Below are 19,414 nucleotides of genomic sequence, written 5' to 3' on the forward strand. Positions count from 1 at the left end.
GCAACGATGACCCCAGTGACGTCCGCCGGGGCGCCATCGAGGAGCGCCGCCCGCGAGGAGCGCAGGCGGCGCCTCGGTCCGCTGGGTGTGCTGACGCACCTCACGCTGGCGATCTGGACCCTCCTGGTGATGGTGCCGATCATCTGGACCTTCCTGGCCTCGGTCAAGAGCGAGGACGAGATCTTCGGCGCCGCGTGGTCGCTGCCGTCCACGCTGAACTGGGACAACTTCGCCAGGGCCTGGGAGCAGGCACGCATCGGCCAGTACATGATCAACAGCGTCATCATCGTGTCGTTCAGCACGTTGGGCACGATGCTGATCGGCTCGATGGCGGCGTACGTGCTGGCGCGTTACCCCTTCCGCGGCAACCGCGTGATCTACATGCTGTTCGTCGCGGGCATGGCCTTCCCGTTCTTCCTGGCGCTGAGCCCGCTGTTCTTCGTGGTGCAGAACATGGGCTCGGTGCCGGTGATCGGGCCGTTCATCGGGCTGAACACGTACGCCGGCACGATCCTGGTCTACATCGCGTACTCGATGCCGTTCACGATCTTCTTCCTGTCGGCCTTCTTCCGTACGCTGCCGACGGGGGTCGCGGAGGCGGCGATGGTCGACGGGGCCTCGCACACCCGGGTGTTCTTCCAGATCATGTTGCCGATGGCCAAGCCGGGCATCATCAGCATCACGATCTTCAACATCCTGGGGCAGTGGAACCAGTACCAGAAGCCGCTGATCCTGCTGCAGGACCGCGAGAAATGGGTGCTCACCCAGGGCATCGCCGACATCTCCACCGCGGCCGGCTACGACGCCGACTGGGCGGCCCTGTTCGCCGCCCTGACCCTGGCCATCCTCCCGATGCTGGTCGTCTACACCGTCTTCCAGCGCCAGATCCAGTCCGGCCTCACCGCCGGCGCCCTGAAATAGCTCGCATGCCGGACATCTCCGGCTTAGGGTGCGGAGTGTGACTGGGGACATCCGCGCGTTGCTGGCCCGCCACCTGCCCGGCTACCGGGTGCGCTCCATCAACCGGCTCGGCCACGGCCTCGACAACTTCGTGTACGAGGTCAACGACGAGCTGCTCGTACGGCGGAGCAAGGTGGCGGACCCCCAGGCCGGCCGGCAGGAGGTCGCCCGCCTGGCGGCCGTCAGAGAGCTGTCCCCGCTCCCTGTCCCCGAAGTGGTCTTCGCCGACGACGAGACCGGCACGATCGCGTACCGCAAACTCCCCGGCACCCCCCTCAACCAGCACCAGAACGGCGACCTCGACCCGGCACGCCTCGCGGAGCCGCTGGGCGCCTTCCTCAGCGCCATCCACGGCGCCGTCCCGGGCACCATGCGCGACCTCGCCCCCCTCGACGTCTACCCGGCGCCCACCCTCCTCCAGGACGCCGAACTCGACTACCGGGACGTCGAGCGGCACGTCCCCGAAGCCCAGCGCCCGCTCGTGGAGCGCTTCCTCCACGAAACCCCACCCGACGAGCCCCGCTCCCTCCGCTTCTGCCACAACGACCTGGGGGCCGAGCATGTCCTGGTGGACCCGGGCACCAGCACGATCACCGGCATCATCGACTGGACGGACGCCGCGATCACCGACCCCGCCCACGACTTCGCCCTGATCTACCGCGACCTGGGCCCCGACATCCTCGACCGCACCCTGACCCACTACGACTTCCCGGTCACCGCCGAAGACCGGGCGAGGATCCGCTTCCACGCGCGCTGCGCGCTGATCGAGGACCTGGCGTACGGCCTGAGCACCGGCCCCCGCCACTACGCCGACGCCGCCCTCTCCCACCTGCCCCGGACCTTCGAGGAGTAGGCGGGCCGTCGCGCCCCCCGTTGCCCGTTGGGGCGGACGCCCGTCGGTGCCCGCCCCGAGCGGTCCTCCGCTCGGCCTGTCCTTCCCGGGGCGCGCCTGCGGCGCGCAAGGTCATCGCAAGCGGCGCTTCGCGCATGAGGCTCAGCCGTTTCCCCAGTCGGGGCAAGCCCCGACCCCTGCAGGTCTTCGCTCCGCTCAGGCGCTCATCCAGGCGTAGGCTGCGCCCGCGCGCCCGGGGTTGCCCGGTACGCATCCAGCGATCCAGTTGAACAGCGATCGGGACCCGCTGTGGGTGCTGTTCTTCCTGGCCCTCGCCGCCATCGGCGCCCTGATCAGGATCGAGGCCGCGATCCGCGACGCCAGGCGTTGAGGGCGGCCACCAGCGGGCCCGGCGGGCTCGTCACAAGCGCGGCGTGAACTGGTTCAGGTCGTAGATGCCGAGCGTCTTCTCGATGTCGGCCACCTGCCCGACGACGCCGGTGAAACCCGCGGCGCCGAACCGGCGGTGCTCCTCGGCCTCGAAGGTCTCGGCCATCTCGGTGAACTCCTTGGGCGGGATGACCTCCCGCATGGCGGGAAAGACCACGGTGTCCTCGCGGGCCTCGTGCGGCTCGTACATGCGGACGAAGGCGGCCATGTCGGCGGCCAGGCCGCGACGAGCCTGCGGCGGGGTGGGCGTGGCGGTGGCGTCCAGGATGCGGCCGGTCAGGACGCGTCCGCGCTGGTGCTGGCGGATCAGGACGGGGACGACGTCGGTCAGCTTGCCGGCCCTGACCAGGCGCGGGAAGACGTAACGCTCTTCGAGTTGCTCGTGGTACTGCTCGATGAAGGTGCGGATGATGCCGGCGCCGGCGTGCAGGGGCCGGGCGGGCACCTGATCGCCGGAGTTGATCCGGCGGATGCCCTCCCGGTAGATCAGCAGGACGCGTTTGAGCACGCCGTGCTCGCGCATGAGGTCCTCCGGCGGCGTGACCGGCACCTCATCGGCCTGTTCCGGGGTGGGGGCGGACGGTGTGGGTGTCGCGGCGCTGCTGGCTTGACGTGCGGTGCCGCACCCGGCCAGCGCCGCCGAGCCGCAGGCCAGGGCGACGGGCAGGCCGAGCATCTCGCGGCGGCGCACGCCCGGCGTGTCGCGGTCGTCACGTGTTTCGTTGCTCATCGTCGGCTTCCCGATTGGTCCTGACCGGTCCCGATGCGGGCCGGCTGGACCGCATCACCACGGATGCCTGCCCGGCTGCCGGTGATGTGACGCGACAGCCGGGGTAATGCTTACCTCTGCCCGGCCGGATCGTGGCACCGCCGATGGCCGTCGGCCTGCGGACGGGCCGCTGATCAGGACAGGAGGCCGCGCCAGCGCTCGGTCGACTGCAGCATGTCCAGGCTGATGTGTTCCAGGAACGTCCCGCCCCGGGCCAGCCGGCGTCCCACGGGAGTGTCGTCCCCGAACAGCTTCGCCGCCGCCTTCGCGGCCTCCGCCGCTTCGAGCGTCTGCCGTGCGCCGGTCGTCATCGAGTGGTACCAGGTGTCGTCGTCGATCACGTAGATGTCGCGACGCCGCCGCTCGTCGCGCTCGCGCCTGATCAGCTCCTGCTGGATCAGGTAGCGCACGGCCATCGAGACGGACGCCGGGCTGACCTTCAGCCTGCGCGAGAGCTCGGCCGCGGTGAGCCGGCCCTCCTCGGACAGGAGCAGGCCGATGAACACGCGCGCCATCATCTTCGGCAGCCCCATCCTGACCGCCATCTCGATGACCTCGTCCTCCGCCTGGCCCGCGCCCGGCGTTCGGGACGCGGACGGGGGTGTCGGCGTGCCGCGCCGTGCTCGCCGCTCGGTCGCCCGGTGCGCCTGCTCGGGCCGGTAGCGGCCGGGGCCGCCGTTGCGGCCGATCTCCCGGCTGATCGTCGAGGTCGATCGGTCGAGCCGCCGGGCGATCTCGGCGTAGGGGAGTCCTTCTGTGAGGCCGGCGGCGATGCGGTGGCGGTCCTGTTGGGTCAGTCGTCCTCCTGGCATGGCTTCATTGTTGCGTTCGCAGGTATCTTCTTGCAACGGGGCTTTGCGTTCAGGTGCAGCGTCAACGCATCAATTTACAGGCTCTGAGCTGTTAAAACGCGCTTCTACGGTTGACGGGAATTTTGAACGCAACGTAGCTTTCACGGCATGTCAAACGCGTACTGTCGCGAAGAGCCGGCCATGTCGCTCGTCGCCTGGAACTGGAGATGAGCGCGATGCGGACCATCGAGACCTCGAGCCAGGGCCGCGCCGTCCCCGCCATCTCGGTGACGGGACTGCGCAAGTCGTACGGCTCGCACCGCGTCCTGGACGGCATCGACCTGGCCATCCCCAAGGGCACGACCTTCTCCCTGCTCGGCCCCAACGGCGCGGGCAAGACCACGACCGTGCAGATCCTGTCCACCCTGATCAAGGCCGACGCCGGCGAGATCCGGGTGGCCGGGCACGACGTGACCACAGAACCGGACAAGGTGCGCGCCGCGATCGGCGTCACCGGCCAGTTCTCCGCCGTCGACAGCTTCCTCACCGGCGAGGAGAATCTGCGGCTCATGGCCGACCTGCTCCACCTCGGCCGCGCCTCAGGGCGGGCACGTGTCCGCGAACTGCTCGACCGCTTCGACCTCACCGGCGCCGCACGCAAGCCCGCGGCCACCTACTCCGGCGGCATGCGCCGCCGGCTCGACCTGGCCATGACCCTGGTCGGCACGCCCGAGCTCATCTTCCTCGACGAGCCGACCACCGGCCTGGACCCGCGCAGCCGCCGCACCATGTGGCAGATCGTCAGGGACCTGGTCGAGCAGGACGGCGTGACCATCTTCCTGACCACGCAGTACCTGGAGGAGGCCGACGAGCTCGCCGACCGCATCGCCCTGCTCAGCCAGGGCGGGCTGGTGGCCCAGGGCAGCCCGGAGGAGCTCAAGCGCATGGTCCCCGGCGGCCACATCGTCGTGCGCTTCGCCGACCCCGACGGCTACCGCAGGGCGGTCCCCCACCTCGGCGCCACCTCGCACGACGACGCCGCGCTCACCGCCCAGGTCCCCGGCGCCGGCGGCGTCAAGACGCTGCGAAAGCTCCTGGACCGGCTGGACACCCACGGCATCGAGGTCGCCGAGATGACGGTGCACACCCCCGACCTGGACGACGTCTTCCTCGCCCTGACCAAGGAGCCCACCCGATGAGAGCGATCACCGACTCGGCGACCATGCTGCGCCGCCAGGTCACGCACATCTGGCGTTACCCCACGCTGATCCTCACCTACACCGCCGTCCCCGTGGTGTTCCTGCTGCTGTTCGTCTACGTCTTCGGCGGCGCCATGGGCGCGGGCATCGGCGGCGACCGCGCGACCTACGTCGGCTACCTCGCGCCCGGCATCATGATCACGACGATCGCCGGGGCCGCGCAGGGGACCGCGATCTCGGTGGCCATCGACATGACCGAGGGCATCGTCGCCCGGTTCAAGACCATGGCCATCGCCCGGGTCTCGGTGCTCACCGGGCACGTGCTCGGCGCGCTGGTGCAGAACTTCATCGCGATCGCGGTGGTGACCCTGGTGGCCGTGCTGGTCGGCTTCCGCCCGTCCGCCTCGGCGCTGGGCTGGCTCGGCGTGGTCGGCGTGCTGGCCATGTTCACCTTCGCCATCACCTGGCTGTCGGTGGCGCTCGCCATGGTCACCAAGAACGTGGCCACGGCCAGCAACCTGTCGATGCCCCTGATGGTGCTGCCCTTCCTCGGCAGCGGCTTCGTCCCGACCGAGTCGATGCCGGCCGCTCTGCGCTGGTTCGCCGAACACCAGCCGTTCACGCCCGTCATCGAGACCCTGCGCGCGCTGCTGGCCGGACGTCCGGCGGGCGAGAGCCTCGCGGAGGCGGCCGTCTGGAGCGCGGTCATCGCCCTGGCCGGATACCTGTGGGCACGCAGGCTCTACAACCGGTGAGCATTCCGCGACCGGCTGGCCCTGCACCGGCGGCTGGGGTTCGTGGAGGAGGGGCGCCGGCGCAGGAGCCGCTACGCCAACGGCCGCCATGACGACGAGTTCCTCTTCGGGATGACGGCCGAGGAGTACCTCGAGCGTCACGCCTGAGCGGCCAGTGGGCTCGTGCCGTGAGCCCACACCGGGGTGCCGTCGACGCGTGACAGGCGCCAGCCTTCGGAGCCGCGGATGGCCTCGTAGTGGAAGCGCTCGCTGAGGGTGTAGCGGGGCTCCGGGGCGGTCCGGCCGTCCGGCGTGTCGTCGGGGGTGAAGGTCACGATCACGTCCGCTCGGACGGTGGCGTGGTCGCCGTCCACCTCCACGAGGGGGTTGTGGACGAAGTGCTGGACCCGCTCGGTGGTGGCGTGGTTGCGGGAGGCCTGGGCGATGACGGCCTCGCGGCCGATGGCGAGGCCGCCGGGGGTGCGGACGCTGATGTCGTCCGCGAAGACGGATGACAGGCCGGCGAAGCGCCCCTCGTCCATGCAGGCGTAGAGGCGGTAGATGAGCTGGGTGACGTCCGCGCGGTCGGTTGCGGTGGCGGGCATGAGACTCTCCCGAATTTCGTTGGTTGCGCCAATGTTTATGGAACTAACGATACACGGGGATTGTGGGTCGCGCCAATGGAGTTGGTACCTTTGCTCGCGTGGAGAGAGCCGAGGACCCGATCCCGCACCGGCTGCGAGTCCTGCCGAGCCGGCTGGTCAACCAGGTCGCGACGTCCGCCAACCGGCTCGTCGACCAGGCGCTCGCCGGGCCCGGGTTGCGCCGGTACCACTACTCGCTGCTGGCCGCGCTGGAGGAGTTCGGCCCCGCCAGCCAGGCCGCGCTGGGGCGGCGTACCGGCATCGACCGCAGCGACATCGTGGCGACCGTCAACGAGCTGGCCGAGCGGGGGCTGGTCGAGCGCAGCCCCGACCCGGACGACCGGCGGCGCAACGTGATCACCGTCACGCCGGCGGGCGTCCGGCAGCTCGCGGAGCTCGACCGGCTGCTCTCCGGGGCGCAGGACGAGCTGCTCGCGGCCCTGACCAGGGCCGAACGCGAGCAGCTCATCGGCCTGCTCACCAGGGTGGCCGACCACCACGGCGCCCCTCAGTGAGGCAGGGCTGAGCGCAGGCGGCGCGTCGCCGTCACCACGTTGGCCAGCGACGCCTCCACCTCCTCGTACGTACGCGTCTTCAGCCCGCAGTCCGGGTTGACCCAGACCCGCTCCACCGGCAGCGCCTGAAGAGCCCGCCGCAGCAGCGACTCCACCTCCTCGGCGGACGGCACCCGGGGCGAGTGGATGTCGTACACGCCGGGCCCGAGCCCCCGCCCGAACGCCGACACCGCCCCCAGGATGCGCGCCCCCGACCGGGCCGACTCGATGGTGGTGACGTCGGCGTCCAGGCCGTCGATGGCGGCGAGGATCTGGTCGGCGTCCGAGTAGCACAGGTGCGTGTGGATCTGGGTGCGGTCGCTCGCCCCCGACGTGGCCCGCCGGTAGGCCGCCACCGCCCACTCCAGGTACTCGGCCTGCGCGGCTCGGCGCAGCGGCAGCAGCTCGCGCAGGGCGGGCTCGTCCACCTGGATGATCGACAGCCCGGCCGCCTCCAGGTCCCGCACCTCCTGCCTGATCGCGTCCGCCACCTGGAGGACGACGTCCCGCAGCGGCAGGTCGTTGCGCACGAACGACCAGGCGACGATCGTGACGGGCCCGGTGAGCATGCCCTTGACCGGCTGGGACGTCAGCGACTGCGCGTACGCGGCCCACCGCACCGTGATCGGCGCGGGGCGGCCGACGTCGCCGTGCAGGATCGGCGGCCTGGTGCAGCGCGACCCGTACGACTGCACCCAGCCGTTCCTGGTGACGGCGAAGCCGTCGAGGTGCTCGGCGAAGTACTGCACCATGTCGTTGCGCTCCGGCTCCCCGTGCACGAGCACGTCGAGCCCGAGCCGCTCCTGGACCCTGATCACCCGCTCGATCTCCGCCTCGACCCGCCGCTCGTAGTCGGCCTGCGACAGCGTGCCCGAGGCCACCGCGGCGCGGGCCGCGCGCAGCTCGCCGGTCTGCGGGAACGAGCCGATGGTGGTGGTCGGCAGCGGCGGCAGCCGCAGGTGCCCGGCCTGGGCGGCGGCGCGGACGGCGTACGGGGAACGCTCCTGCGCCGGCGCCGGCCCGGGCTCCGGCAGCAGCGCCACGGACGGCTCGTCGTCCCCGAGCAGCGCGTCGGGTCCCGAGCCGAGGGCGTGGGCGGAGGCCAGCGCCACCACCTCGGCCACCTTCTCCTCCGCGAACGCCAGCCGCCCCCTCAGCTCCGGCTCCAGGCCGGGCTCGTCCGCCAGCGAGTAGGGCACGTGCAGCAGCGAGCACGACGTGCTCACCACGACCTGCGCGGCCCGTACGGCACCCAGGGCGGCCAGCGCGCGGCCGGGGGAGGTCCGCCACACGTCCCGCCCCGACACCACGCCCGCCACCACGATCTTCCCCGTCAGGTCGGCCACGGGGACGCCGCCCCGTACGAGGTCGACCCCGATGGCCTCCACCGGCGTGCCGGCCAGCACCGGCAGCGACTCCCCGAGCTCGCCGAAGTACGAGGCCACGAACAATCCGGGCCGCGCCGCCGCCGACCCCAGCCGCTCGTAGGCCGCCCGCACCGCGGCCAGCTCCTCGGGCGTCCGGTCGCCCACCAGGGCCGGCTCGTCGAGCTGCACCCACGCGACCCCTTCTGCGGCCAGCGCGGCCAGCAGCTCCTCGTAGCAGCCGAGCACCTCGTCCAACCGGTCCAGGGCCGAGCCCAGCAGCAGGAACGTCACCGGCCCGACCACCACGGGCCGCGTCTCGAACCCCAGCGCCCGCGCCTGCCGCACCTCGCCCAGCGGCTTGCTCGCGTCCAGCTTGAACACCGTGCCGGGCCCGATCTCGGGCACGATGTAGTGGTAGTTCGTGTCGAACCACTTCGTCATCCGCAGCGGCGCCAGCCCCTCGGTGCCCCGGGCCATCGCGAAGTAGGGGTCCGCGGCGTCCCGGTAGCGCTCGGGCACCGCGCCGAGCAGCACGGCCGTGTCCAGCACCTGGTCGTACAGGGAGAAGGTGTTCGACGGCAGCCCGTCGAGCCCGAGCTCCGCCAGCCGGCGCCAGGTCCGCTCCCGCAGCTCGGCGCCCACCCGGTCGAGGTCGTCGCGGGTCGAGCGCCCGCTCCAGTACGACTCCAGCGCTCGCTTCAGCTCCCGCCGCGGCCCGATGCGCGGGTATCCGAGCACGGTGGACTCGGCGAACCGCAATGAAGGCGATGAGGGCAATGAGGACATCTTCTGAGGCTCCCTTGAGATCGTTCAGGTCGCTCGCATCGTGCCGACTGCCCGCCCGATCGTGCACCATGGATTGGTGCTGCTTATGCTCAGGGAGATCCACTGCTTCACCAGGGTCGCGGAACGGCTCAGCTTCTCGGCCGCCGCCGCCGACCTGGGGATGTCCCAGCCCGCCATGAGCCAGGCCATCACCCGCCTCGAACGCGCCACCGGCTCCAGGCTCTTCGAGCGCTCGGCCCGCGAGGTGCGCCTCACGGCGGAGGGCAAGGCGCTGCTCGTGCACGCCGAGCGGGTGATCGAGTCGGTCGAGGCGTTCGGCGCGGAGGCGGCCCGGCTGGCCAGGCCGACCATTCACCTGGCTTATCCACCGCTCGTGGGTGTGCTGGCGGCGCGGATCGTCAGGCGGCTGGCGGGCCGCACTCCGGCGATCGGGGTGGAGCTGCGCGCGGCCGGCCGGAGCGCGGCGGCGCGGGCGCTGTCGGACGGGGAGGTGTCGGCGGCGATCCTGGCCACGCCGGCGCCCGCGCAGTTCGTCACGGCGGCCAGGTTCCACGTCACGGTCGATCACCTGGCCGTCCCCGCCGGGCACCGGCTGGACTCGCGCCCCCGGGTGACGGCGGACGAGCTGGGCGGCCACGTGCTCCTCGCCCCGGGCACCCGCCCCTGGCCGGGGCTGCCGGGCCGCTCCCGGCTGGTGGCCGACGACGACTTCGGCGCCGCGCTCGACCTGGTGGCGGCGGGCGCCGGGCTGCTGCCCATCCCGCAGCTCCTGGCCAGGACCATCAGGCGGGACGACGTGCGGTTCGTGCCGCTGGAGGCGGGGGACCTGCGCATCACGTACGCGCTGGCGTGGTCGAGGGAGCGCGTCACCCCGGAGCTGATGGCCCTGGTGCAGGCCGTGCAGGACGCCCTGTGGACTAGGTGACGGGGATGTTCTTCAGCGCCTCACGGCGGCTGAGCCCCGAGATGCCCTTCGCCTTGACGTACCGGACGACCTCGCCGGGGTTGGTCTTGGCGTATTCGCGTAACGCCCACCCGATCGCCTTGCGGGCGAAGAAGTCGTTGTCGGACAGGCTGGGCTCGATGCACGCGTACAGCAGCGCGGTGTCCGTACGCGACTTGAAGCGGTTCTGGCACAGGATCGCGGTGCGCCGCTTCCACAGGTCGCCGTCGTGCGCCCACTCCAGCATGAGCGGGCGCATCGTGTCGGGGTAGGCGGCGAGCAGCCCGCCGACGCGGTGCGTGGCGAGCTCGTCCACCAGATCCCACCAGGCGCCCGAGACGATCATCTCCTCGTACATCGGCACCGTGTAGAGGGTCTGGAACTCGCGGTACAGGTGGTAGCCGGACAGCTCGACGGCGGCGTAACGCTCCTCGCGGTACTCGGCCTCCCGCCACAGCGTCAGCACCGCCCGCCGCCACTCCGGCGCGCTCTCCAGCCGGTGCCCGGCGAAGACGCGCCGCAGCGCCGCGCGCCTGGGCACGGCCTGCACGCCCAGGAACGGCATCGTCGACTTCATGTAGGTTTGCATGGCCTCGGCCTTGCCGGGCTCGGCCGCCTCCTGCAGTGCCAGCCGCACCGCCTTGCCGAGGCTCATCCCTTGTGGGTGGTGCGCTCGCCCGTCGCGAGCCCGTCGAAGAGCACCGTGATGTAGTGCTCGGCCAGCGCCGTGGTGTTGAGCCTGCCGCCGGGGCGGAACCAGCGCACCGCCACCCAGATCGTGTCGCGGATCATCCGGTAGGTCAGCTTCGGGTCGACGTCGGACCTGAACAGCCCGGCGGCCTGGCCGGCCTTGATCTGCGAGACCCAGATCTGCTCGACCTCGTCCTCGGCCTTGACGAGGTAGTTGAAGCGCTCGAACTGGCGCAGGTAGTTCCAGTCGTTCTGCATCACCGTGATCGCGGCGCGGTGCGGCTCCAGCGTGCCGAAGCCGATGCGGACCATCTCCGACAGCACCGTGCGGGCGTCGGAGCCGGACTCGAGCGCGGCGCGGTAGCGGGCGATCAGGTCGTCGAGGAAGGTGGACAGCACCTCGTCGACGATCGTCTCCTTGGAGTCGAAGTGGTGGTAGAGACTTCCTGAGAGGATGCCGGCCTCGTCAGCGATCTCGCGTACTGTCGTGGCTTGGAAGCCCTTGCGCGCGAAGAGCTCCGCGGCGAGCTTGACGAGGTGGTCACGGCGCTCGGACGCCGACCCCGACGAGGTCGTGCGCTGGCGCTTCGCCGGGGTGGTGGTCGTGCCGGAGTTCTTTCGCGTGGTCACGTTCCCATTATGGGCCCTCAGACAATCGCTTGTTCGCCTAACTGCGCCTGCTCATACGGCGTTCCCGGCTAGACCAAGCGCTTGCTACGATGCGTGGATGAGCGAGGCGTACATCGTCGGCGCCGTCCGCACCCCCGTGGGGCGCAGGAACGGCGGCCTGGCCGGAGCCCACCCCGCCGACCTCGGCGCGCACGTGCTCAAGGAGCTGATGTTCCGCGCCGACGCCGACCCCTCCGCCGTCGAGGACGTGATCTTCGGCTGCGTGGACACGATCGGCCCGCAGGCCGGGGACGTCGCCCGCACCTGCTGGCTGGCCGCCGGGCTGCCGGAGGAGGTGCCCGGCGTCACGATCGACCGCCAGTGCGGCTCCTCGCAGCAGGCGCTGCACTTCGCCGCCCAGGCCGTGCTGTCCGGCACGAACGACCTGGTGGTGGCCGGGGGCGTGCAGAACATGAGCATGATCCCCATCTCCTCCGCGATGCTCGCGGGCCGCCCGCTCGGCCACGACAGCCCCTTCTCCGGCTCCAAGGGCTGGACGGAGCGGTACGGCACCCAGGAGGTCTCCCAGTTCGCCGGCGCCGAGATGATCGCCGCCCGGTGGGGCATCTCCCGGGAGGAGATGGAGGCGTTCGCGTACGAGTCGCACCGCAGGGCGCTGCGCGCCATCGACGCCGGGCACTTCCGCCGCGAGATCGCCCCCTACGAGGGCGTCACCACCGACGAGGGCCCGCGCAGGGACACCACCCGCGAGAAGATGGCCGCGCTCAGGCCGCTCGCCGACGGCGGCACCCTGACCGCCGCCCTGGCCTCCCAGATCTCCGACGGCGCCGCCGCCCTGCTCATCGCCTCCCCCCGTGCCGTACGCGAGCACGGCCTGACCCCGCGCGCCCGCGTGCACCACCTGTCGGTACGCGGCGGCGACCCGATCATGATGCTCTCCGCCCCGATCCCGGCGACCGTGCACGCGCTCGGCATGACCGGCATGTCCATCGAGGACTTCGACGCCATCGAGATCAACGAGGCGTTCGCCCCGGTCGTGCTGGCCTGGATCAAGGAGACCGGCGCGGACCCGGCCAGGGTCAACCCGAACGGCGGCGCCATCGCGCTCGGCCACCCGCTCGGCGCGACCGGCGCCGTGCTGGCGGTCAAGCTGCTGCACGAGCTGGAGCGCACGGGCGGCAGGTACGGCCTGCAGACCATGTGCGAGGGCGGAGGACAGGCGAACGTCACCGTCATCGAGCGCCTGGCTCCCGCACCATGAAGGTATGGCGAACCCGTTCACCCTCGGCGTCGCCTCCGGCGAGCCGCTGCCCGACGGCGTGGTGCTCTGGACCCGATTAGCCGCCGACCCCCTCGGCACCGACCCCCGGCGGCCCGGCGGGATGGCGCCCAGGGCCGTCGAGGTGAGCTGGCAGCTCGCCGAGGACGATCGCTTCACGCGTGGCCTGCGCCAGGGCACCGAGCAGGCGCTGCCGGTCTGGGCGCACAGCGTGCACGTCAGGGTCGCCGGGCTCAGGGCGGGCACCGAGTACTTCTACCGCTTCAAGGCGGGCAGCCGGCAGAGCGCGGTGGGGCGCACCAGGACGGCCGACGACCCCGAGTCGGCGCGGCCCGTGCGGTTCGCGGTGGCCGGCTGCCAGCGTTACGAGCACGGCTTCTACACCGCCTACCGGCATCTCGCGGACGAGCGGCCCGACGTCGTCTTCCACGTGGGCGACTACATCTACGAGTCGCGCCAGTCGGCCCGCGTCGTGCGGGCGCTCGGGCCGCTGCCGGGCGAGACGAGCCGGCTGCACGAGTACCGCCAGCGCTACGCCCGCTACAAGACCGACCCCGACCTGCAGGCCGCGCACGCCGCCGCGCCCTGGGTGCCGACCTGGGACGACCACGAGGTGCTCGACAACTACCGGGGCCGGGGCGACGGGTCGGCGGCGTTCCTGCGCCGCAGGGGCGCGGCGTACCAGGCGTACTACGAGAACCAGCCGATCAGGGTGCGCCCCGAGGACGGAGGCCTGCAGATGTACCGCAGGCGCACGTACGGGACCGTGGCGGACTTCATGGTGCTCGACGTGCGGCAGTACCGCGACGCCTCCACCATGCTCGGGGCCGCGCAGGAGCAGTGGCTGGTCTCGCGCCTGGTCACCAGCCCGGTCAGGTGGCGGGTGCTGGTGCAGCCGCTGTTCTTCGCCCGCCGCTTCGTGCCCGGCCCCGCCCCGAACCTGCGCCCCGACTCCTGGGACGGCCACCCGGCGCAGCGCGGGCGCATCCTGGGGGTGAACGCCCCGGGGCTGGCCGTGTTCAGCGGGGACGTGCACAACGCCTGGGCGGGCGAGCTGAAGGCCGACTTCCTGGATCCGGATTCGGCCACGGTCGGGGTCGAGTTCGTGGGCAGCTCGATCACCAGCATGCCCCCGGAGACCGACGGGCCGGCCGTGCTGGCGGCAAACCCGCACCTGAAGTTCTTCGATGAGCGGCGCGGTTACCTGTCGTGCACGGCCGGCCCCGAGGAGCTGCGGGTGGCGTTCCGCGCGGTGGACTTCGTGGATCGCCAGGGGGCGCCGGTGCGTACGGTGGGGGAGTTCGTCACGAAGGGGAGCGGGCTGACATCAGAAAATACCTCTAGCAAATAGGAAACTTTCCTATTAGATTTCGGGTCATGCCCCTGAGCGGTGACCTGCTTCGCCTTGCCGACGCCGTGCTCTTCCCCGGCTTCATCGGCCACACGCCCCCCGACTGGCTGCGCCGCCGGCTCGGCGACGGGCTGGCCGGCGTCGTGCTGTTCTCGCGCAACATCGCCGGCCCCGGCCAGGTGGCCGAGCTCACCGCGGCGCTGCGCCGGGAGAACCCGTCGGTGCTGGTCGGGACCGACGAGGAGTCGGGCGAGGTCACCAGGCTGGAGGTGGCGACCGGCAGCAGCCGGCCCGGCGCGTACGCGCTGGGTGTCGTGGACGACGTGGCGCTCACCGAGTCGCTGGCCAGGGACCTCGGGGGCGACCTGGCCAGGGCCGGCATCACGATCGACTTCGCCCCCTCCGCCGACGTGAACTCCAACCCGGACAACCCGGTCATCGGCCTGCGCGCGTTCGGCGCCGACCCGGCGCTGGTCGCCCGGCACGCCAGGGCGTTCGTGCGCGGGCTCCAGTCGGCCGGGGTGGCCGCCTGCGCCAAGCACTTCCCCGGGCACGGGGACACCGCCGTCGACTCCCACCACGGCGTGCCCGTCGTCGCCGAGAGCGGGATCGAGGACGCGCTGCACCCTTTCCGCGAGGCGATCGACGAGGGGGTCAAGGTCATCATGACCGGGCACCTGCTCGTGCCCTCCTACGACGCCGAGCGGCCCGCCACGCTCAGCCCCAAGGTGCTGACCGGGCTGCTGCGGGAGGAGCTCGGGTTCGACGGGCTGATCATCACTGACGGCATCGAGATGGCCGCGGTGTCGGGGGCGTACGGCATCGGGGGCGCCTCCGCCCGCGCCATCGCCGCCGGCGCGGACGCGATCTGCGTCGGCGGCGAGCGTGCCGACGAGGCCACCGCCGCCGGGATCCGCGACGCGATCGCGGCGGCGGTGGCCGAAGGACTGCTGCCCGAGGAGCGCCTGGCCGACGCCGCTCGAAGGGTCCGCGAGCTGGCCTCATGGGCCGCCTCCTCAGGCAGCCCGGCGCCCGCCGACGGCCGGATCGGCCTGGCCGCGGCCCGCCGGGCGATCCGCGTCACCCGCCGCTCCACCACGCCCGTGCTGCCCATCGAGGGGGCGCCGTACGTGGTGGAGCTGGCCCCGGTGATGAACCTGGCGATCGACAGGAACACCCCGTGGGGCGTCGGCGAGCCGCTCGGCCGCCTGCTGCCCGGCACCGAGGTCGCCCGCCTGTCCGCCGGCGAGGCCACGGGGCCGGAGCTGGAGCGCCTGATCGGCCTGGCCGCCGGGCGGCCGCTCGTCGTGGTGGTCAGGGACGTGCACCGCTACGCCTGGCAGTCCGAGGCCCTGCGGCACCTGCTCAGCGCCCGCACGGACGCCGTGGTGGTCGAGATGGGCCTGCCCGCCCGATCGGATTTGGGCGCCGTGCACATCGCCACGTACGGGTCGGCCGGCGTCTGCGGGCAGGCGGCCGCGGAGGCGCTGACCGGTAGGCTCTAGCCCGTGAACTTCGACGGCGAGGACCTGTCCCGCAAAGCGCTGGGCGACCGGCTCCCGCCGGGGGAGGCCCACGTGTTCCGCGAGTGCGACCTCACGGAGACCGACCTGTGGGGCGCCTCGCTGGCGGGCGCGCGCTTCGAGTCGTGCGTGCTGGAGCAGACCGACTTCCGCAAGGCCGACCTCGACGGGGCGGTGTTCAGGGGCGGGGGCGGGATGCGCACGAGGTTCAACGACGCCGACCTCATCGACGCGGCCTTCACGGACGTGGACCTGTCGTCGGCGCAGTTCGCGGGCGCGCTGCTGACGGACGTGTCGTTCACGGGCTGCCGCATGATCGGCGCCTCGCTCACCGGGTCGCGCGGCACCGGCTTCAAGCTGAGCCGCTCCAACCTGACGCTGGCCAACCTCGGGGGCTGCTCGCTGCGCAAGGAGCACGTCGAGGGCGTGCGCTTCGACGACGCGGACCTGTCGGGCTGCGACTTCACCGAGGCCACGCTGAGCGACTGCCGGCTGCGCGGCACCCGGCTGCTGAACACGAAGTTCGCCAAGGCCGATCTGCGCGGGGCGGACCTCGGGGAGCCCGACGACGACAAGCTGCGCGCGTTCGCGGGCGCGATCATCAACCAGGCGCAGGCCAACGCCATCCTCGCCACCCGCGGCATCACCGTCCTGTGACGGGCAGGCGGGCCAGGGCCGTCTCCGCCTCGGCCATGACGCGCTCGATCAGCTCCCGGCAGGACGGCAGGTCGTCGAGCACCGTCACCACCTGACCCGAGGCCATCACGCCCAGGTCCACCCGCCCCTCCACCATGGCCGCCCGCAGCAGCACCGGCGTGTTCGCCGCCTGGAGCACCTGGGCCCAGGTCAGCTCGCGCCCGCGCCGCATCCGCCGCCCCTCGCGGAGCAGCGAGCGCCACGACAGCCCCGACAGGCGCTTGAAGCGAGCCCCGTTCACCACCGCCCTGACCAGCCGCGCGCGTTCGAGCGAGGCCACGAACGGCGTGCTCAGCACCCGGTGCGGCACGCCGTCCACGTTCCTGGTCACCACCGTCTCGTGGGCCGCCAGGTAGAACTTCTTCACCTCGTCCGGCACCGGCGAGTCGCTGGTCAGCAGGAAGCGGGTGCCCATCGCGATCCCGCAGGCCCCGTACGCCAGCGCCGCCACCAGTCCCCGGCCGTTGAAGAAGCCGCCCGCCGCGACCACCGGGATGTCCACCGCGTCCACCACCTGCGGCAGCAGCAGCGTGGTCGCGACCGGCCCGGTGTGCCCGCCGCCCTCGCCGCCCTGCACGATCACCGCGTCCGCGCCCCACCCGGCCACCTTCTCCGCGTGCCGCCGCGCCCCCACCGACGGGATGACCACGACGCCGGCGTCCTTGAGCCGGGCGATCAGCTCCCGCCGCGGCGCCAGCGCGAACGACGCCACCCGCACGCCCTCGGCGACCAGCACCTCCACCCGCTCGGCGGCGTCGTCGGCGTCGGCGCGCAGGTTCACGCCGAACGGGGCGTCCGTGCGCTCCTTCACCCGCCGGATCGCCGCCCGCATCTCGGTCACCGACATGGTGGCCGCGCCGATCACGCCCAGCCCGCCCGCCTGCGAGGTGGCCGCCGCCAGCCGGGCGCCCGCGACGTACCCCATGCCGGTCTGCACGATCGGGTGCCGGCATCCGACGAGCGAGGTCAGCGCGGTCCTCACGCCGGCACCTCCCGGTCGCGCAGGCGGCCGGGGTCGAGGCGGTCCAGGACGCGCAGCTCCTCGCTGGTCGGCTCCCGGGTCTGGGGGACATTTCCGGAAACGGTGTCCAGCTCGAAGCCCGTGGCCGCCACCACGTCGTCCACGCTCACCCCGGGATGCACGGACACCAGCCGCATCGACCCGTCAGCCGTCCCGAAGTCCAGCACGGCCAGATCCGTCACCACCCGCCGCAGCTCGAACGCGCCCCGGTCCGTGCCGAGCCCGCTCACCATGTCCACCTCGGGGACGAACGTCCGCCTCGAATGCCGGGGGATCCAGTAGCTCGTCGGATCGCAGCGGGTGTTGCCCGGCGCGCCGCGCACGCCCAGCAGCTGCGCCTTGGGCCGCGCCCAGTCGCCGATGCAGGAGATGTTCGTGTTGCCGTACCGGTCGATCTGGCCGGCCCCGAGCATGACGTGCCGCCGCCCGTTCAGCACCAGCCACAGGTGCTCGCGGAACGGCAGCCACCCCTCCACCACCTCGGGCGCCTGCCCGAGCGCCGGCACGTCGCCGGTGAGCAGGCAGACCCCGTCGTGCGTGAGCAGGTCCGGCTCGAACGTCAGCCGCGCCAGCCGCGCCGCCAGCACCGTGATCGCGCCGCCGATCCCGGCCGCCAGGATCTCCCCGTCGCCCCTGAACGCCTCCGCGCACGCCACCACGCAGACATCGGCCCTGCTCACGAGGCTTCCTCCACGTACCGCCGCTGTGCCGCCTCGTCACGCCCGTAGTCCGGCTCGCACGAGGTGAACCCGGCCCCGCCCGGCGCCTCCACCACGCCCGCCACCATCGACCGGCTGATCAGCAACGACTGCACGGGCCCCTCCTTGAGCAGATCCGCCGTGTCCACCACCCGCTCGCACGAGACGTAGCACCGCCCGGCCGCCTTGGCGTACAGGTCGTCGAAGTACGGATCGGGCCCCAGGTACTGGGCGTTGCCCCGGGCGTCGGCCCGGTTGAGGTGCACCAGCGCCACGTCCATGGTCAGCGCGGGCACCGCCACCAGCTCCTCCCCGTCCCCGTAGGGCGAGCGCACCGTCCGCAGCTCCGGGTTGACCCGCAGCACGTCCGAGCCCAGCCCCGCCCGCGTCGGCAGGAACGGCAGCCGGTGCGCCGCGGCCAGCAGCCCGAACATGAACATGCCCTCGTCGTACTCGGCGAACTCGATCTCGCCCGCCTGCCGGGCCCGCCTGAAGTTGGGCTCCAGGGGGATGGAGTCGAGCGTGACGAACGGGGCCACGACCTTGCGCACCTTCCCGGCCGCGCAGAGCATGCCGACGTCGGGGCCGCCGTACGAGACGATCGTGAGCTCGCGCGCCGGGGACGCGACGAGGGCCCGCACGAGGGCCATCGGCTTGCGGCGCGAGCCCCAGCCGCCGATGCCGACCGTCATCCCGCTCTCCACCGAGGCGGCCACCCGCTCGGCCGTCGTCACCTTGCTCGTCACCTGAAGCGCTCCCGGTGCTCGTCGCCGATGCCCATGAGGTTCAGCTCGAAGGTGAAGCCCTGCTCGAAACGGTAGCTGCGGTTGACGTCGACCGGGTCGATGCCGTTGAGCGACTCCTTGGCGCGGCGGATCACGTACGGGTCCTTGGCCGCGATCTGCTCGGCCACCTGCATGGCCGTCTCCCGCAGCTTGTCCTGCGGCACCACCTCCAGCACCGAGCCGAACGCGTGCAGCTCGGCGGCGGTGACGTTCCTGCACGTGTAGACCATCGCCCGCACCAGGTGCCGCGGCACCAGCCGGGCCAGGTGCGTGGCCGCGCCCAGCGCACCCCTGTCCACCTCGGGCAGCCCGAAGTAGGCCGCCTCGGCGGCCACCACGATGTCGGCGTTTCCCGCCAGCCCGATGCCGCCGCCCAGGCAGTAGCCGTGCACGGCCGCGATCACGGGGACCGCACACTCGTACACGGCGGCGAAGGCCGCGTAACACGCCCGGTTGGCCCCGACGAGGGCGGTGAAGCCCGCGGTCTCCCGCATCTCCTTGATGTCCACCCCGGCGTTGAAGCCGCGCCCCTCGGCCCGCAGCACGACCACCCTGGTCGCGGGGTCGTCGCCGGCCGCCCGCACCGCCCCGGCCAGCTCCTCCCAGGCCCGCACCGGCAGCGCGTTCACCGGCGGCACGTCCACGACCACTTCGGCGATCGGCCCTTCCCGCAGTGAGATGCCCAATGTACCTCCCTAACGCTTGCTTGGTA

20 protein-coding genes and 1 pseudogene are annotated in these 19,414 nt (G+C 72.1%); 10 read left to right on the forward strand and 11 right to left on the reverse strand.

The annotated features are described in order from the left end of the window. The first annotated feature begins 6 nt into the window (after positions 1 to 6). Entirely contained in the window at positions 7 to 921 is a 915-nt protein-coding gene (locus AB0I79_RS10645; protein WP_357870024.1) for a carbohydrate ABC transporter permease, read from the forward strand. Positions 922 to 958: 37 nt separating this feature from the next. Continuing rightward, positions 959 to 1,813, forward strand: coding sequence for a phosphotransferase (locus AB0I79_RS10650; RefSeq protein ID WP_357870026.1), 855 nt, complete (start codon positions 959 to 961; stop codon positions 1,811 to 1,813). A gap of 400 nt (positions 1,814 to 2,213) precedes the next feature. Here the strand turns inward: AB0I79_RS10650 and AB0I79_RS10655 are convergent, their stop codons facing one another. The 3 genes and pseudogenes from AB0I79_RS10655 to AB0I79_RS10665 form a co-directional block, all read right to left on the reverse strand. Continuing rightward, positions 2,214 to 2,972 carry a hemerythrin domain-containing protein gene (locus AB0I79_RS10655; RefSeq protein ID WP_357870029.1) on the reverse strand — a complete coding sequence of 253 codons (759 nt, stop codon included), beginning with the start codon at positions 2,970 to 2,972 and terminating at the stop codon, positions 2,214 to 2,216. 173 nt (positions 2,973 to 3,145) lie between these two features. Continuing rightward, positions 3,146 to 3,556 carry a MarR family transcriptional regulator gene (locus AB0I79_RS10660; protein ID WP_357871619.1) on the reverse strand — a complete coding sequence of 137 codons (411 nt, stop codon included), beginning with the start codon at positions 3,554 to 3,556 and terminating at the stop codon, positions 3,146 to 3,148. Positions 3,557 to 3,625: 69 nt separating this feature from the next. After that, positions 3,626 to 3,823 (reverse strand): annotated as a pseudogene (locus AB0I79_RS10665) (helix-turn-helix domain-containing protein); the annotation flags it as partial. A 215-nt stretch (positions 3,824 to 4,038) separates the two neighbouring features. Between AB0I79_RS10665 and AB0I79_RS10670 the strand changes: the two are divergent. Both AB0I79_RS10670 and AB0I79_RS10675 read left to right on the forward strand, forming a co-directional pair. Further along, complete coding sequence (locus AB0I79_RS10670) at positions 4,039 to 5,001, forward strand: ATP-binding cassette domain-containing protein (protein WP_357870032.1); 963 nt, start codon at positions 4,039 to 4,041, stop codon at positions 4,999 to 5,001. Beyond that, positions 4,998 to 5,756 carry an ABC transporter permease gene (locus tag AB0I79_RS10675; protein ID WP_357870035.1) on the forward strand — a complete coding sequence of 253 codons (759 nt, stop codon included), beginning with the start codon at positions 4,998 to 5,000 and terminating at the stop codon, positions 5,754 to 5,756. The genes AB0I79_RS10670 and AB0I79_RS10675 overlap by 4 nt, the downstream gene beginning before the upstream one ends. A 137-nt stretch (positions 5,757 to 5,893) precedes the next feature. Here the strand turns inward: AB0I79_RS10675 and AB0I79_RS10680 are convergent, their stop codons facing one another. Continuing rightward, positions 5,894 to 6,340 (reverse strand): nuclear transport factor 2 family protein, encoded by a 447-nt coding sequence (locus tag AB0I79_RS10680; protein ID WP_357870037.1) that lies wholly within the window; start codon positions 6,338 to 6,340, stop codon positions 5,894 to 5,896. Between the two features lie 98 nt (positions 6,341 to 6,438). Here AB0I79_RS10680 and AB0I79_RS10685 point away from each other — a divergent pair, with 98 nt between their 5' ends. After that, positions 6,439 to 6,894, forward strand: coding sequence for a MarR family transcriptional regulator (locus tag AB0I79_RS10685; protein WP_357870040.1), 456 nt, complete (start codon positions 6,439 to 6,441; stop codon positions 6,892 to 6,894). On the opposite strand, the gene metE is transcribed toward AB0I79_RS10685, so the two are convergent. Then, positions 6,888 to 9,086 (reverse strand): 5-methyltetrahydropteroyltriglutamate--homocysteine S-methyltransferase, encoded by a 2,199-nt coding sequence (gene metE / locus AB0I79_RS10690; RefSeq protein WP_357870043.1) that lies wholly within the window; start codon positions 9,084 to 9,086, stop codon positions 6,888 to 6,890. The genes AB0I79_RS10685 and metE overlap by 7 nt on opposite strands. Positions 9,087 to 9,171: 85 nt before the next feature. Here metE and AB0I79_RS10695 point away from each other — a divergent pair, with 85 nt between their 5' ends. After that, on the forward strand, positions 9,172 to 10,011 hold the full coding sequence (locus tag AB0I79_RS10695; RefSeq protein ID WP_357871622.1) for a LysR family transcriptional regulator: 840 nt from the start codon (positions 9,172 to 9,174) through the stop codon (positions 10,009 to 10,011). On the opposite strand, the gene AB0I79_RS10700 is transcribed toward AB0I79_RS10695, so the two are convergent. Together AB0I79_RS10700 and AB0I79_RS10705 are read right to left on the reverse strand one after the other, a co-directional pair. Beyond that, entirely contained in the window at positions 10,004 to 10,684 is a 681-nt protein-coding gene (locus AB0I79_RS10700; RefSeq protein WP_357870046.1) for a DNA alkylation repair protein, read from the reverse strand. The two genes, AB0I79_RS10695 and AB0I79_RS10700, sit on opposite strands and share 8 nt — an antisense overlap. Then, positions 10,681 to 11,349, reverse strand: a complete 669-nt coding sequence (locus AB0I79_RS10705) for a TetR/AcrR family transcriptional regulator (RefSeq protein ID WP_357870048.1) — start codon at positions 11,347 to 11,349, stop codon at positions 10,681 to 10,683. The genes AB0I79_RS10700 and AB0I79_RS10705 overlap by 4 nt, the downstream gene beginning before the upstream one ends. Positions 11,350 to 11,446: 97 nt before the next feature. Between AB0I79_RS10705 and AB0I79_RS10710 the strand changes: the two genes are divergently transcribed. From AB0I79_RS10710 to AB0I79_RS10725, 4 genes are read left to right on the forward strand one after another with little or no spacing between them, the layout of a single operon-like run. Then, positions 11,447 to 12,610, forward strand: coding sequence for an acetyl-CoA C-acetyltransferase (locus tag AB0I79_RS10710; RefSeq protein ID WP_357870051.1), 1,164 nt, complete (start codon positions 11,447 to 11,449; stop codon positions 12,608 to 12,610). 4 nt (positions 12,611 to 12,614) lie between these two features. Then, a complete protein-coding gene (locus AB0I79_RS10715) occupies positions 12,615 to 13,979 on the forward strand; it encodes an alkaline phosphatase D family protein (protein WP_357870054.1) in 1,365 nt (454 codons plus the stop codon). A gap of 26 nt (positions 13,980 to 14,005) precedes the next feature. Beyond that, positions 14,006 to 15,484, forward strand: coding sequence for a glycoside hydrolase family 3 N-terminal domain-containing protein (locus tag AB0I79_RS10720; protein WP_357870057.1), 1,479 nt, complete (start codon positions 14,006 to 14,008; stop codon positions 15,482 to 15,484). Between the two features lie 3 nt (positions 15,485 to 15,487). Further along, positions 15,488 to 16,159, forward strand: a complete 672-nt coding sequence (locus tag AB0I79_RS10725; protein ID WP_357870060.1) for a pentapeptide repeat-containing protein — start codon at positions 15,488 to 15,490, stop codon at positions 16,157 to 16,159. Here AB0I79_RS10725 and AB0I79_RS10730 read toward each other — a convergent pair. From AB0I79_RS10730 to AB0I79_RS10745, 4 genes are read right to left on the reverse strand one after another with little or no spacing between them, the layout of a single operon-like run. After that, on the reverse strand, positions 16,146 to 17,180 hold the full coding sequence (locus AB0I79_RS10730) for a nitronate monooxygenase (protein WP_357870062.1): 1,035 nt from the start codon (positions 17,178 to 17,180) through the stop codon (positions 16,146 to 16,148). The two genes, AB0I79_RS10725 and AB0I79_RS10730, sit on opposite strands and share 14 nt — an antisense overlap. Next, a complete protein-coding gene (locus tag AB0I79_RS10735; RefSeq protein ID WP_357870065.1) occupies positions 17,177 to 17,899 on the reverse strand; it encodes a CoA-transferase in 723 nt (240 codons plus the stop codon). Before AB0I79_RS10735 ends, AB0I79_RS10730 begins: the two co-directional genes overlap by 4 nt. Next, complete coding sequence (locus AB0I79_RS10740) at positions 17,896 to 18,663, reverse strand: CoA-transferase (RefSeq protein WP_357870068.1); 768 nt, start codon at positions 18,661 to 18,663, stop codon at positions 17,896 to 17,898. The genes AB0I79_RS10735 and AB0I79_RS10740 overlap by 4 nt, the downstream gene beginning before the upstream one ends. After that, positions 18,660 to 19,388 (reverse strand): enoyl-CoA hydratase family protein, encoded by a 729-nt coding sequence (locus AB0I79_RS10745; RefSeq protein WP_357870071.1) that lies wholly within the window; start codon positions 19,386 to 19,388, stop codon positions 18,660 to 18,662. The genes AB0I79_RS10740 and AB0I79_RS10745 overlap by 4 nt, the downstream gene beginning before the upstream one ends. Between the last annotated feature and the right edge of the window lie 26 nt (positions 19,389 to 19,414).

Origin of the sequence: Nonomuraea sp. NPDC050202 (genome assembly GCF_040656115.1) — a bacterium.
Lineage (GTDB): Bacteria > Actinomycetota > Actinomycetes > Streptosporangiales > Streptosporangiaceae > Nonomuraea.

Excerpts from the sequence above, each read along its gene's own strand:
- AB0I79_RS10715 (WP_357870054.1), top strand. The coding sequence starts at position 12,615 with ATGGCGAACCCGTTCACCCTCGGCGTCGCCTCCGGCGAGCCGCTGCCC.
- AB0I79_RS10720 (WP_357870057.1), top strand. The coding sequence starts at position 14,006 with ATGCCCCTGAGCGGTGACCTGCTTCGCCTTGCCGACGCCGTGCTCTTC.
- AB0I79_RS10670 (WP_357870032.1), top strand. The coding sequence starts at position 4,039 with ATGCGGACCATCGAGACCTCGAGCCAGGGCCGCGCCGTCCCCGCCATC.
- metE (WP_357870043.1), bottom strand. The coding sequence starts at position 9,086 with ATGTCCTCATTGCCCTCATCGCCTTCATTGCGGTTCGCCGAGTCCACC.
- AB0I79_RS10695 (WP_357871622.1), top strand. The coding sequence starts at position 9,172 with ATGCTCAGGGAGATCCACTGCTTCACCAGGGTCGCGGAACGGCTCAGC.
- AB0I79_RS10655 (WP_357870029.1), bottom strand. The coding sequence starts at position 2,972 with ATGAGCAACGAAACACGTGACGACCGCGACACGCCGGGCGTGCGCCGC.
- AB0I79_RS10700 (WP_357870046.1), bottom strand. The coding sequence starts at position 10,684 with ATGAGCCTCGGCAAGGCGGTGCGGCTGGCACTGCAGGAGGCGGCCGAG.
- AB0I79_RS10710 (WP_357870051.1), top strand. The coding sequence starts at position 11,447 with ATGAGCGAGGCGTACATCGTCGGCGCCGTCCGCACCCCCGTGGGGCGC.
- AB0I79_RS10660 (WP_357871619.1), bottom strand. The coding sequence starts at position 3,556 with ATGGCGGTCAGGATGGGGCTGCCGAAGATGATGGCGCGCGTGTTCATC.
- AB0I79_RS10680 (WP_357870037.1), bottom strand. The coding sequence starts at position 6,340 with ATGCCCGCCACCGCAACCGACCGCGCGGACGTCACCCAGCTCATCTAC.
- AB0I79_RS10675 (WP_357870035.1), top strand. The coding sequence starts at position 4,998 with ATGAGAGCGATCACCGACTCGGCGACCATGCTGCGCCGCCAGGTCACG.
- AB0I79_RS10645 (WP_357870024.1), top strand. The coding sequence starts at position 7 with ATGACCCCAGTGACGTCCGCCGGGGCGCCATCGAGGAGCGCCGCCCGC.